This window comes from Paenibacillus taichungensis (genome assembly GCF_013359905.1).
GTDB classification, from domain to species: domain Bacteria; phylum Bacillota; class Bacilli; order Paenibacillales; family Paenibacillaceae; genus Paenibacillus; species Paenibacillus taichungensis.
The window spans coordinates 371,705-383,800 of the sequence record NZ_JABMCC010000121.1; the positions used below are offsets into that span (position 1 = coordinate 371,705).

At 48.4% G+C, this 12,096-nt stretch carries 14 protein-coding genes; 6 read left to right on the top strand and 8 right to left on the bottom strand.

Annotation, left to right across the window (positions count from 1 at the left end; genetic code table 11):
• Nucleotides 1–12 precede the first annotated feature (12 nt).
• The gene (locus HP548_RS29310; RefSeq protein WP_175384009.1) at nt 13–1,434 is read left to right on the top strand and encodes an arabinan endo-1,5-alpha-L-arabinosidase; all 1,422 of its coding nucleotides are present in this window, start codon (nt 13–15) and stop codon (nt 1,432–1,434) included.
• A gap of 444 nt (nt 1,435–1,878) precedes the next feature.
• Here HP548_RS29310 and HP548_RS29315 read toward each other — a convergent pair whose 3' ends face one another.
• The gene (locus tag HP548_RS29315) at nt 1,879–2,133 is read right to left on the bottom strand and encodes a hypothetical protein (RefSeq protein ID WP_175383631.1); all 255 of its coding nucleotides are present in this window, start codon (nt 2,131–2,133) and stop codon (nt 1,879–1,881) included.
• A gap of 309 nt (nt 2,134–2,442) precedes the next feature.
• Here HP548_RS29315 and HP548_RS29320 point away from each other — a divergent pair, with 309 nt between their 5' ends.
• Nucleotides 2,443–3,423, top strand: coding sequence for a glycoside hydrolase family 43 protein (locus HP548_RS29320; protein ID WP_175383632.1), 981 nt, complete (start codon nt 2,443–2,445; stop codon nt 3,421–3,423).
• Between the two features lie 201 nt (nt 3,424–3,624).
• On the top strand, nt 3,625–4,473 hold the full coding sequence (locus HP548_RS29325) for an EcsC family protein (RefSeq protein WP_076291435.1): 849 nt from the start codon (nt 3,625–3,627) through the stop codon (nt 4,471–4,473).
• A 230-nt stretch (nt 4,474–4,703) separates the two neighbouring features.
• On the opposite strand, the gene HP548_RS29330 is transcribed toward HP548_RS29325, so the two are convergent.
• Nucleotides 4,704–5,972, bottom strand: a complete 1,269-nt coding sequence (locus HP548_RS29330; protein ID WP_062324021.1) for an MFS transporter — start codon at nt 5,970–5,972, stop codon at nt 4,704–4,706.
• 217 nt (nt 5,973–6,189) lie between these two features.
• Between HP548_RS29330 and HP548_RS29335 the strand changes: the two genes are divergently transcribed.
• Nucleotides 6,190–6,402, top strand: a complete 213-nt coding sequence (locus HP548_RS29335; RefSeq protein ID WP_099855745.1) for a hypothetical protein — start codon at nt 6,190–6,192, stop codon at nt 6,400–6,402.
• A gap of 144 nt (nt 6,403–6,546) precedes the next feature.
• Here the strand turns inward: HP548_RS29335 and queF are convergent, their stop codons facing one another.
• The 6 genes from queF to HP548_RS29365 all read right to left on the bottom strand — a co-directional run bounded on the left by queF (nt 6,547) and on the right by HP548_RS29365 (nt 10,627).
• Nucleotides 6,547–7,038: a preQ(1) synthase gene (queF, locus tag HP548_RS29340; protein WP_063564570.1), complete on the bottom strand. Its 492-nt coding sequence runs from the start codon at nt 7,036–7,038 to the stop codon at nt 6,547–6,549.
• A 126-nt stretch (nt 7,039–7,164) separates the two neighbouring features.
• The gene (gene queE, locus HP548_RS29345; RefSeq protein WP_175383633.1) at nt 7,165–7,917 is read right to left on the bottom strand and encodes a 7-carboxy-7-deazaguanine synthase QueE; all 753 of its coding nucleotides are present in this window, start codon (nt 7,915–7,917) and stop codon (nt 7,165–7,167) included.
• The gene (gene queD / locus HP548_RS29350; RefSeq protein ID WP_175383634.1) at nt 7,910–8,401 is read right to left on the bottom strand and encodes a 6-carboxytetrahydropterin synthase QueD; all 492 of its coding nucleotides are present in this window, start codon (nt 8,399–8,401) and stop codon (nt 7,910–7,912) included. The genes queE and queD overlap by 8 nt, the downstream gene beginning before the upstream one ends.
• Nucleotides 8,398–9,087, bottom strand: coding sequence for a 7-cyano-7-deazaguanine synthase QueC (gene queC, locus HP548_RS29355; RefSeq protein WP_175384010.1), 690 nt, complete (start codon nt 9,085–9,087; stop codon nt 8,398–8,400). Before queC ends, queD begins: the two co-directional genes overlap by 4 nt.
• 361 nt (nt 9,088–9,448) lie before the next feature.
• Entirely contained in the window at nt 9,449–10,153 is a 705-nt protein-coding gene (locus tag HP548_RS29360; protein WP_063564567.1) for an AIM24 family protein, read from the bottom strand.
• Nucleotides 10,154–10,171: 18 nt separating this feature from the next.
• A complete protein-coding gene (locus HP548_RS29365) occupies nt 10,172–10,627 on the bottom strand; it encodes a hypothetical protein (protein ID WP_024632428.1) in 456 nt (151 codons plus the stop codon).
• A gap of 340 nt (nt 10,628–10,967) precedes the next feature.
• Here HP548_RS29365 and HP548_RS29370 point away from each other — a divergent pair, with 340 nt between their 5' ends.
• The gene (locus tag HP548_RS29370; protein WP_175383635.1) at nt 10,968–11,135 is read left to right on the top strand and encodes a hypothetical protein; all 168 of its coding nucleotides are present in this window, start codon (nt 10,968–10,970) and stop codon (nt 11,133–11,135) included.
• Between the two features lie 207 nt (nt 11,136–11,342).
• Complete coding sequence (locus HP548_RS29375; protein ID WP_125477267.1) at nt 11,343–12,047, top strand: hypothetical protein; 705 nt, start codon at nt 11,343–11,345, stop codon at nt 12,045–12,047.
• Nucleotides 12,048–12,096: the final 49 nt, after the last annotated feature.

The following is a 12,096-nucleotide window of genomic DNA, read 5'->3' on the forward strand; positions in this document are numbered from 1 at the left end:
GTTGTTACTTCCATGTTGCTTATGCTGCTGGTTGGGGCTACAGGCTGTTCTGGAGATGGAGCAGGGGAATCAGTTTCCCCGCCAGTCTTTCCGGATGCTCCCCAAGATACTCAATTGTATGATACCTCCATTCTGGACGACGAATCCCGTTGGACGGTGAACAATGCGCATGATCCGGCCATTATCAAAACAGATCAGGGATATTACGTTTATTCCACAGACGTTCGTGTAGCAGGGGAAGCGAAACCTGGTGTCATGGTACGCAAATCGGATGATCTGATCAACTGGTCATGGGTAGGTCAAGCGTTGCCAGGCATCCCCAAGGAAGCCCTCGATTGGACAGGTGCAGTTAACCTGTGGGCACCGGATGTGATTCAGGTTGGTGATACCTACCGGATGTATTATTCGGCATCGACCTTTGGTAGTACGCGGTCGGCTATTGGTTTGCAGACATCCTCGTCCCCGGAGGGTCCTTGGAAAGATGTAGGGTTAGTTGTTAAAACATCCGAGAATGAAAAGGATAAGTTGAATGCTATTGATGCCAATCCAGTCTTGGATGCCGAAGGCAATTCATGGATGGTTTACGGTTCCTTTTTTGACGGGATATACATTGCACCTCTCGATCCGGAAACCGGAAAGTTCAAGGAAGAGGGGCATGGTACCCGCATTGCCGCCCGTGATCGTGCTACGGAAGAAGGTGCGGTGGAGGGTCCATATATTGTGTATAACCCGGAGTTCAAAAAGTATTATCTATTCGTCTCGTATGATTCCTTATTCGAAGATTATAACGTGCGTGTAGCCCGTGCTGATTCCATTACAGGCCCCTACACGGATGTAAATGGCATGAACATGCTGGATACGGAGCATCTGCCGCAATATGAAGTGGGAACCAAAATTCTGGGTGGTTATCGTTTCACCGAAGGTGAGGGCTGGGTTGCACCTGGACATAACTCCGTCCTTAAGGATGGCGACGATTATTATATCGTGCATCATGCGAGAGGTGAGACCGATAAAAACTGGCCGTATCTGCATGTACGTAAAATGCTGTGGACCAAGGACGGCTGGCCTGTTGTGTCACCAGAACGTTATGCAGGTGAGTACGCACAGGACATTCCGAAGTCGATGATCGCCGGGGAGTGGGAAGGTCTGGCTGTTGACCCGTCGGTGGACGGACAGGTTCAGGCAGTGCCTTACACCTTGCAAGCCAACGGCAAATTGAAAAGCGAAAACGGTTCAGGCAAATGGACGTTTGACGGCAAACAAACACTGACGCTGGAGTGGAAAGAAAGCCCGTGGGGCGGAGATTCCACAGAAGAGCTCAAGTTGCTCCCGTCCTGGGACTGGGAGCGAAGCCAGCCTGCGCTTGTGGTTACTGGCCTGAACGACCACGGCATTGCCGTCTGGGGCAAGCAGATTAGCGCAGCGGAGAAGTAGAGAGCCGCAGATATGGCTCGAAGTTTGGAATTTGAGCTGGCCGAGAAAATGCGGTCAGCCAAGCATTTAGTGGGGAGAGTCGACTGAGCGAAGCGGTCGACCCTATAGATACAGAGCCACACCGATGGCTCGGAGTTTGGATTTGCTTCAGCGAGCGCGGAAAGAGCGAAGCTGTTGCTTTTGAGGTGCACAAGCAGCGAAGGGGGAGGAAGGAGCCGCAGGAGCGACTTTGGCATCCGATTTCAACCGCCAAGAGCGGTGGGAAAAAGAAATCGGAGGACAAGAGAGCGACAAGGCCCTGCCACCCCCGAAGCGTCCGCGGTGCACCAAGGGCTGGCCAAGAAAATACGGCCAGTCAAGCATTTAGTGGGGAGAGTCGACTGAGCGAAGCGGTCGACCCCATAGATACAGAGCCACACCAATGGCTCGGAGTTTGGATTTGGTTCAGCGAGCGCGGGAAGAGCGAAGCTGTTGCTTTTGAGGTGCACAAGCAGCGAAGGGGGAGGAAGGAGCCGCAGGAGCGACTTTGGCATCCGATTTCAACCGCCAAGAGCGGTGTGGAAGGAAATCGGAGGACAAGAGAGCGACAAGGCCCTGCCACCCCCGAAGCGTCCGCGGTGCACCAAGGGCTGGCCAAGAAAATATGGTCAGCCAAGCATTTAGTGGGGAGAGTCGACTGAGCGAAGCGGTCGACCCCATAGATACAGAGCCACACCGATGGCTCGGAGTTTGGATTTGCTTCAGCGAGCGCGGAAAGAGCGAAGCTGTTGCTTTTGAGGTGCACAAGCAGCGAAGGGGGAGGAAGGAGCCGAAGGAGCGACTTTGGCATCCGATTTCAACCGCCAAGAGCGGTGGGAAAAAGAAATCGGAGGACAAGAGAGCGACAAGGCCCTGACACCCCCGGAGCGTCCGCGGTGCACCAGCAAAATAGTCTTTGCACTTTATACATTAGCTTTTACAAATCTTCACTCCGAGCCATACACACACATTTGAAAGGGGAGCATTCCCATGACTGATTCCATTACATTTACCAATCCCATCCTTGAGCAGCGCGCTGATCCGTGGGTGTACCGTCACACCGACGGGTACTATTATTTCTCAGCTTCGGTGCCAGCCTTTGACCGGATAGAGATTCGGCGTGCACAAACGCTGGAAGAGTTAAGAGAGGCTGAGCCGGTAACGGCATGGCGCAAACGTGATGCAGGACCGATGAGTGCCAACATATGGGCACCAGAAATTCATTATATCGATGGAAAATGGTACATACATTACGCTGCAGCCCATACCAGCGAAACCAATGAGGGCCTTTTCGACCACCGCATGTATGTGCTGGAGAACGACTCGCCCAACCCGCTTGAAGGCGCATGGGTAGAGAAGGGACAGATTCGGACGCGTTGGGAGACATTTGCCTTGGATGCAACAACGTTTGAACACAAAGGGATCCGTTATTTGGTCTGGGCGCAAAAGGACCCGGACATTCCAGGCAACTCCAACCTGTACATTTCCGAAATGGAAAATCCATGGACTCTCCGTGGTGAGCAGGTCATGATTTCTACACCGGAGTATGATTGGGAGATCATCGGCTTCAAGGTAAATGAAGGGGCAGCAGTGCTGCCTCGCAATGGGCGGATTTTCATTGGCTACTCAGCGAGTGCGACCGACTATAATTATTGTATGGGTTTGCTCACCGCAGATGAAGATGCCGACTTGCTTGATCCAGCGAGCTGGGTGAAATCACCTAAGCCGGTATTCCAGACGTGTGAAGCGAATGGTCAATATGGTCCGGGTCACAACAGCTTTACGGTATCACCGGACGGCAAAACAGATATTCTGATCTATCACGCACGAAATTACAAGGACATCGAGGGAGACCCTCTCTATGATCCAAACCGTCACGCCCGCGCGCAGGTTATTCGCTGGAACGAAGATGGCACACCTGACTTTGGAGTCCCTGTTCCAGATGGGAAGGCTGCGGCTGAAGCTAAATAATAATACTGTTAAAGTTTTAATATAGTAAGCCCTTAGTCAGCGAGCCATGCTGATTAGGGGCTTTTACTTATGTACACATTGAAAAGGGAGACATGAAGACATAAAGACGGATACGAGGGTCTGCATATTAGCAACCATCCCCTGACCTCTGCGTATGAGGAGTATACAATTCGCTATACACATAACATTAGGAGGCCATATATGGATTCGCGCGAGACATTGGACCGGGAGCTAGAACAGATTTTAAAATGGGAAAAAGGGCAGAAGGACTTGTTTATTTGGGACAAAATTGGTCGTTTGCCATTTGCCATGCTGGATAAAGTTATGCCCAAAGCGCTGAAACAGAAGATTGGAGACTCGCTGAACGAAGTCGGTCAGTATGTGCAGAATGGTGGGAAATTTCTCGTTCAGAAAAAGAAGGTGGCGGAGCTACTGCAAGAGGAAGCAATCAAATCCGGTTATTCCATGAAGGCCGATACCTCTTACGATGAACAGGATGGAGAGGCAAAGGATACGACGAAAATTCACAGTGTGGAAGGATTACCGCTTGAAGTGCTGGATCGCACTGCTAATAACATTACGGACAGTCGAACGAGGTTTGCTGCTGCACAAGGGGCCGCAACAGGTATCGGTGGCATTGTAACGATTGCGGCGGATATTCCGATGGTGATGGGGCTTTCCCTGAAGGTGCTGCAGGAGATGGCGTTATGCTACGGATATGATCCTGACGAACCTCAAGAGCGCATATTTATCGTCAAATGTCTGCAATTCTCCTCCGCCGATATTGTGGGCAAGAAAGCAATTATTGATGAACTCGCCGATTACGATAACCCGGACAAGCAGGTTGAAGTTATCTCTCAAATGCAGGGCTGGCGGGAGGTTTTTAATTCTTACAGCGAATCTTTTGGGTGGAAAAAGCTGTTCCAGCTTATTCCGATTGCCGGTATGGTATTCGGTTCGGTGAGCAATAAAAATACGATTCGTGATGTTGCCGAAGCAGGAAAAATGTTGTACAAAAAACGACTAATCCTTCAGCGCCTTTCACAATGATGTCCATCACCAAAATTGGCAATGGGATGACAGATACTTGGCTCTGATCCTACGCTAACAAAACAAAAACGGGATGAAGCCCTAAAGGTATAGGCTTCATCCCATTTGCATTTGCATATGCTGGCGTTAATTCCAGCTTGGTTAACGATCTGACGTTACTTTTCATTAGGCTGTCTTAACAGCGTACTTTTGTTTCATTGTATATTGGAGCTTAGATTATATAGGATCTGTTATTCTTCGCTACCGTTCTCTTCCGCCCAACGGTTCAACAGCTTATCCGATGGAAGCAGGAAGGTGAAGATACCGATCAGTGGCAGGAAGCTGCACATTTGCATAACTGGAGATACGCCGAACACGTCGATCCAGTTCCCCAGCACGAGTGCCCCCAGACCGCCCATACCAAATGCCAGACCAGTAATCAGGCCGGAGACGGTCCCGATTTTACCTGGAATCAGCATTTGTGCATACACAACGGTCACCGAGAAGCTGGACAACATGATGAACCCAATAATACTCAGCAACACGGCTGTCCAGAACAGATTCGCATAAGGCAGCAGCAGCGCCAGTGGAGCGGCTCCAGCCATTGACAGGAAGATCATGTTGCGTTTACCGAAGCGATCTGCCAGTGGACCACCAAAGAACGTACCAAGAGCCCCAGCCGCCAGGAACAGGAAGATATAGATCTGTGCGTCCTCTGTGGACAAGTTAAATGTATCCTTCAGGTTAAACGCATAGAAGCTGCCGATCGAAGCGACATACCACGAACGGACAAAGACGAGCAGAATCAAAATGGTTATGGCAGCAGCAATCTTTTTACGTAATGCTGGATTGGGAGCACGACGAGCTGCAGCTTGTCTGCGCAAATATCCTCCCGATTGCAGCATGCGTCCATACCAGCGAGCAATGTAGATTTGAACCGCGATTCCCGCAGCTGCAATGCCCGTGAATCCGATGGCACCGAACAACCCAAAAGGGATGAAAATCCATCTGGTGAGCAATGGAGCCAAGGATTGACCGGCGTTACCGCCCACCTGGAAGATTGACTGAGCGAGACCTCTACGAGGCCCTGCGGCCATATGGGATACCCGTGAACCCTCTGGATGGAAGGCCGCCGAACCGAGACCCACAAAGATGACAGAGATCAGGACAGCCATATAACTGTCGGCGAAGGCAAGCAATAACATACCGGTAAACGTAAAGCCCATACCGATGGGCAGAATGGATGGTGTCGGTTTTTTATCAGCAAACCAGCCTACAACAGGCTGCATGATGGAAGCAGTAAAGTTAATAGCAAACGAAATCCATCCGATCTGCGTATACGTGAGATGCATGGAGTCTTTCAGAATTGGAAAAATAGCTGGAATGACAGATTGGATTGAATCGTTGAATAAATGGACCAGACTGATGGCAATTAAGATCCGGTAAACGGTACCTTGAGCATCCAATCCGGGTGGAGCTTTCGAACGCGCAGCGGCGTCTTTGGATAATGAATTTTGCATGGACATGAACAGTTCTCCTTTGGTCGCGGTCACGAGGGATCAGCGCCTGATGATGTGATGTGCCTAAGCATATTGTTACATAATAGGACAGATTTGAAAGGCCGACAAGGGGAACAGGTGAAATTAACGTTCTCTTTATAATGTAAACTATTGATATACTTTAAAGATTCTACTATTAAAGTTCTACTAAATCAGAAATGATAAAGGACTGATCCCTATGAAATCTCTATCACCATATGTTCTCGCCAAACGTAATTTGGCAATGACCATTCTATTTATGGCAGTCATGACTTTTCTGACTATCTATGTTGCATCGACGTCTCTGTACTTTGCTATCGGATTTTTTGTGGTTGTTCAGTCTATTGGCGTTCTTATGTTGAGACACTATATCAAGAAAGTGAAAGAACTGAAGGAAGATCATAACCCTTGAATGCGAGTCCGATCCATACGATTATTGCAAACGCTCACGTTCCATAGCATACAAAAAAACAAAAGCCGAACTTCTTCAGATAGAAGTGTTCGGCTTTTGTTTGCCTATAATTTTATACAAAGCATAATTGGTGTGTCTACCCAATTAACGATTATCAATCGTCTCTGGATACATATCATGATTCATCATGCGATGCTCAGCCATTTGCTCATACTTCGTACCCGGTTTGCCGTAGTTGGTGTACGGATCGATGGAAATGCCGCCGCGCGGCGTGAATTTACCCCACACTTCAATGAAGCGTGGGTCCATCAGCTTGATCAGGTCGTTCATAATGATGTTCACACAATCCTCGTGGAAATCACCATGGTTGCGGAAGCTGAACAGGTACAGCTTAAGTGACTTGCTCTCCACCATTTTCACATCAGGGATGTAGCTGATATAGATCGTTGCAAAGTCCGGCTGACCCGTGATCGGGCACAGGCTGGTGAACTCCGGGCAGTTGAATTTGACAAAATAATCCCGGTACGGGTGTTTGTTATCAAAATTCTCCAAAATTCCCGGATCATATTCAAACGTATATTTTACGCCCTGGTTGCCCAGCAACGTTAGATCTTGCATTTCATCAGGTTGTCTCATGAATTCGTAAACGCTCCTTATTTCCGGCGACGCACGAAGCTTACCGGTATATATGATAGGCCATTTTAGCCTCTGGTTGTTCCCAAAATTACATCATGCCGCCCATTATTCCATCCAAATAGCCCATCAGACGCCGCGCTTGTTGCCCCACACAAGGGTATGCAGCTGTGGCAGCACACGAACGTCGTTCAGATCATCGGAAGCACTGACTTGATCAATCAGCCACTCATAACGGGCAAGCAGAGAAGACGCCAGATCTGGCGTATCAGCAGAAGTGACAACCGGGTTCCCGGTCTGCAAAAATAAATCCGTGCCCGGATACCGTGCATGCACACGGCGGGCATAGTCCAAGTCTGTCTCATCGAAAATTACGATCTTCAGACTGTGACTTCGTTCCACCGGGCGAACAGCCAGTCGGTGGATCAGATCATCCAGCACAGCCCAGTCGGTGTTCATTCCTGAGCTGGGAGGCTTGGGCGAGACGGTGACTTCGTCAATGTCCCCCAGCCAAGACTGCCAACGAGAGCCCTGCGTTTCTACCGCGGTGCGGATGCCGTTCTCCCGAAGCAGCTTAACCAATCCGCCCAGCGAAGCGAGCAGGGCAGGGTTGCCGCCTGAGATGGTCACATGGGAGAAGCGCGAGCCGCCAACGCGGCGCAGCTCGTTCCACACGTCCTCCGGCGTAATCATCCGAATCAGATCCTTGCCACTGCCGTCCCAAGTAAAGGCCGAATCGCACCAGGAGCATCGATAATCGCAGCCCGCGGTGCGGACGAACATCGTTTTCTGCCCAATAACCATGCCTTCACCTTGAACCGTCGGGCCGAAGATTTCCATCACAGGAATACGAGCCTCTTTGCTCTGTTCCACACTACTCATCGATCATCCACTCCCGTCTAGCCTCGGCGTAACTGGTTGGCGTCTCGTATAAGCGGACAAACTCTGTCCGACCACCCTCAGTCAGTGCGGAATACGGTTCGGTCTGCAAGGCATGTTCCATCTGCTCGAACAACCAGACGACCATATTTTCAGCTGTTGTGTTCATGAGGGGAAGGGTTTCGTTCAGATACTGATGATCGAGATACCCTTCAATTTGTGTTTTCCATATATCCTTGATATGGCCAAAATCAACCGTAAGTCCGGTCTCACCCGGATAACCGCTAATGCCAAAAACGACTTTATACGTATGCCCGTGCAAATTTTTGCACTTGCCTTCATAACAATGCAGATGATGCGCAGCGTCAAACGTAAACTCCTTGCTGACAAGCACACGTTTGCGATGATAGCGAAGCTGTGCAGGGAGGATATCTTCTCCAATCCGCTGCAACCGTTCCACAATACGAAATGATCCCGGTTCTCTCATCGTACGTCCGCTCCCGCAGTTCCAACAGTAGCTGAATTCGTGCGTTGCTCCAGATAGCGATCCAGTCCGGCTTTGCGCAGTTTGCAGGCAGGACATTCTCCGCAGCCATCGCCGATAATCCCGTTATAACAGGTCAGTGTGCGCTCCCGCACATAATCGAAGGCACCAAGCTCATCCGCCATTTTCCATGTTTGGGCTTTGTCCAGCCACATCAGTGGGGTGTGAATGACAAACGGGTAGTCCATGGACAGATTCAGCGTTACATTCATCGATTTCACAAACGAATCCCGACAATCCGGGTAACCGCTGAAATCCGTTTCGCATACACCTGTAACGAGATGACGAGCCCCTTTTTGCTTCGCCATAATGGCTGCAAAACTGAGGAACAGCAAATTCCGTCCATCCACGAACGTACTCGGCAGTTCGCCTTCCTCATGCGTAATCTCTACATCCGTACGGGTGAGTGCACTGGGCGCGAGTTGGTTTAACAAGCTCATATCCAGTACCGTTTGCTGCACACCCAGATCGCGAGCGATTTCTGCGGCGCATTCAATCTCCAGCTTGTGTCGCTGGCCGTAATCGAAGGTAACTACCTCAACCTCAGCAAATTGCTGTTTGGCCCAGAACAAACAAGTTGTACTGTCCTGACCGCCGCTGAATACAACGACTGCTTTTTCTTCGTTCAACATAAAAAAACCTCTCCATCTTCTTAAGATCAATCCATGCACATAGGCACAGAGTGTCGGAAGAACAGAGAAGTTCATGAACTGGCATCCATCAAAAAACACACCTTCTCGTAGGCTGCTTCAAAAAAGCAGGCACGATCTAGTGTCCTTAGTTTTTTACGTACGTTGTTACCTAAAATGTACGCAAGACTTATTGACCTTATTAAAGGTCGAGTCTTATAGAGGGAGTTCGCGAACCTCTCCCATGCCATAGGCATGGATTTTCTTCTTCAATTGTCCGGTACAGTATATCACATTTCCAATACGGTGAGCATGCTTTCCATGAGAACCCATTTATAACCGAGCCTAACGTCATCTGGACTTATTTGATTAATACATTTCCAAAAGGAATGACTTCTTTCAGAATCCGCTTAAATAAGCCTTCATCGTTCATATCCTGTTCCAGCCTATGATTTTCACGACCAGCCTGAAATAGTACAGAGCCATGTCCTGTCATCTTCCAATGATAGTTCATATGCTGGCTGGCAAGGTTGTTCCCGTATACGGTAAGTTCAAGCTGCGCGTTCTCAGGATAGGCGATAATACTGCCTGCATCCACGTACAGTGGTGCGGTAGGGTGCAGTTCCTGCTGGCAGACCTGACCTTGTGTCAGCAATCCAATTTTGCCTTTGCCCGAAAACTTCATTTTCACGGCATCCCGAGTGATGAGCATGTTTTTGATTTTTTGAATTTTGGTGTGCATCGTGACGCCGTCAGAGTAGAAGAACAGATGGCGGAAGTCGTACAGCAGATCGCTGTTCTCACTCAGTTCAACTTCCTTCATGGTGAAGCCGGGAGGCAGGGCGGCCACAAATTGACAAGGACCGGTAATTTCGGATTTGATCAGCTTTTTTTTGCGATAGATACCCGAAATATTCATAAATTTATCATTGCGACTGCTGCTTGGGCCGCGAAAAGCGACAATTTGCTGGGGATGGAGAATATGCAGGCGGTCGTCCTGGATCAACGAGAACGTGACCACTTGTCCGGCTCCACCAGCTTCGGCATTATTCAGGTGTATGTGCATGCGGTTGCTCCTGTTCTTTTATACTCGGCCTGAACGGCGACGCATTCCCCAGCGCATCACTCGAATCAGAATAAAGTATCCCAATATGAGTGAAACGGCTGTGATAATCATCGTTTGAATGCGTTTGGCAGTTGCCGTTTTGGCATCCTGATCATTTTGCAGCTTGCTCACCATGTCGGTCAGTTTTTCGTTTTGCGCCAGCAGCAACTCGTTCTGGGCCTTGAATGCTTCGACATTTGCCTGGGCTTGTCCCAATTGGGCAGAAGTCTGATTCAACTGCTCCAGCGTCTGTTTATAGCTTTCCTGCAAGGCGTTCACTTCTCCAGGAAGCTCAGAGACTCTTTCCCATCCACTATAGATATCGGAGAATATATTGGCATTTGCTGCACTGACTGTAGAAGTCAAAGAAACAGTAAACAATACACATGTGGTGAATAACACCCGAATGAAATAACCCTGAATGGGTTTTGGCATGAATGGCACCTTCTTTCGGTTACATAATCGTTTGCCGATTTCGTCGTCATTTGTTGAAATACGGCTCTTACATTATACGTCAAAACCAGGACAATGGGTTCAAGATGATGTAGTTTTAATTACCCTATATGAGAATAAATCAATACATGTGGACAGGTGTTTAATTTCTAGGCCCCCGGGGTAATAGAAGGACAGAGCAGCACTGCGGACGGTCTTGACATCATTCTTTTACTTCAGCTCCGGGTGCCTGCTATTCATATTAACGAAATTTGTAATTTAATGAGTGAAAACAATATATCCGATTTTTAAGAAGATCGTGAATACGAAGGAGTAGAAACGTATGTACACAACTAAACAAGCTGCAACAACCAAAACGATTATGATCACTGTAAATGGTGAGCCAATCGGGCGTGAATTGATTATCGACAGTATTACTTATGCTCCGATTACAGAACCTGATTCTATACAAAATTCACACAAAATGGGAATGAATACTACTACGATTTAAGTTAGGACTTGTCATATAAAAGTGGTCTAAAAGCTTGGCATACTGCCAAGCTTTTTCGTCGTTTATTGTCGTAATTACACGGATTTAGGGACGAGAAACTAATATTATGGAAAAATTTCCTGCGAACATATGTTCCGTGACAATATAGTGTCCATTTACCCTGATAACTTAGAAGATAATACATATAAATCGGGGGAGAGACTACCAGTGAACTCAGTCTTTGAAGTATCTTATTCGTGGAATAGAGAGGCCATACCGACAGGGGGAGCGGACCCCGTATATATGATGGTAGAGTGGCGTAATGGATCCCCTGCCAAAAGACTCAGGAAAATAGCACCCAAAATTGTGTCGCGAGACTTGGAACTTTTGCTCAAACCGGAATTTGGAATTCAGCTTAAAGGCATCTACGGCTGTCGTTCCAAAGAAACGGATATCGGTTGGGTTCTAAGACTTGGAGATGTATACAAGGGAGAGAGTAAACAAATTTTACTCGAATTCGCCATGGGACCTCGTGTATCGGGGAAAAGTGCCGTATGTTCAGCTTATTGGAGTACGCGAAAATTGAAACAAAGCCAGAGAGTACTGCTGCGCAGAGAACAGTTGTACATTCAGTACACCAGTCATCTGGGCATGCTGCGCCAGCCGGTAGATCCCAAGGTAGAGAAGACAATCAAATTAAATGAAACCGTTCCTTTGATTAAACAAGCTTTGCGCGCTTATGAAAGAGGTCGTACACAAGAGGGCAGCGACATGCTGCGTCGTCACGCAGATGCTCTGTTAATTGAAGCGGCACGAAAACAGGATCTGGATTATTATGCGGAAGCCGAAATTGTGGAGAAACTTCGGCACCATTACGGGATTACTTTTAATTCCATGGTTCATAATCGCGGAAAAACGATGTTAGGTGAATAGGGATAAAGAACTAGGGAAGTTGGTACGGAAAGGAATGTTTCTACATAAA

Bases quoted from the DNA above. Each gene is read 5' to 3' on its own strand.
- queD (WP_175383634.1), bottom strand. From the start codon at position 8,401: ATGAGAGAACCGGGATCATTTCGTATTGTGGAACGGTTGCAGCGGATT.
- HP548_RS29310 (WP_175384009.1), top strand. From the start codon at position 13: ATGTTGCTTATGCTGCTGGTTGGGGCTACAGGCTGTTCTGGAGATGGA.
- HP548_RS29365 (WP_024632428.1), bottom strand. From the start codon at position 10,627: ATGCCAAAACCCATTCAGGGTTATTTCATTCGGGTGTTATTCACCACA.
- HP548_RS29370 (WP_175383635.1), top strand. From the start codon at position 10,968: ATGTACACAACTAAACAAGCTGCAACAACCAAAACGATTATGATCACT.
- HP548_RS29315 (WP_175383631.1), bottom strand. From the start codon at position 2,133: ATGGGGTCGACCGCTTCGCTCAGTCGACTCTCCCCACTAAATGCTTGG.
- HP548_RS29360 (WP_063564567.1), bottom strand. From the start codon at position 10,153: ATGCACATACACCTGAATAATGCCGAAGCTGGTGGAGCCGGACAAGTG.
- HP548_RS29325 (WP_076291435.1), top strand. From the start codon at position 3,625: ATGGATTCGCGCGAGACATTGGACCGGGAGCTAGAACAGATTTTAAAA.
- HP548_RS29320 (WP_175383632.1), top strand. From the start codon at position 2,443: ATGACTGATTCCATTACATTTACCAATCCCATCCTTGAGCAGCGCGCT.
- HP548_RS29330 (WP_062324021.1), bottom strand. From the start codon at position 5,972: ATGCAAAATTCATTATCCAAAGACGCCGCTGCGCGTTCGAAAGCTCCA.
- queE (WP_175383633.1), bottom strand. From the start codon at position 7,917: ATGAGTAGTGTGGAACAGAGCAAAGAGGCTCGTATTCCTGTGATGGAA.
- queF (WP_063564570.1), bottom strand. From the start codon at position 7,038: ATGAGACAACCTGATGAAATGCAAGATCTAACGTTGCTGGGCAACCAG.
- HP548_RS29335 (WP_099855745.1), top strand. From the start codon at position 6,190: ATGAAATCTCTATCACCATATGTTCTCGCCAAACGTAATTTGGCAATG.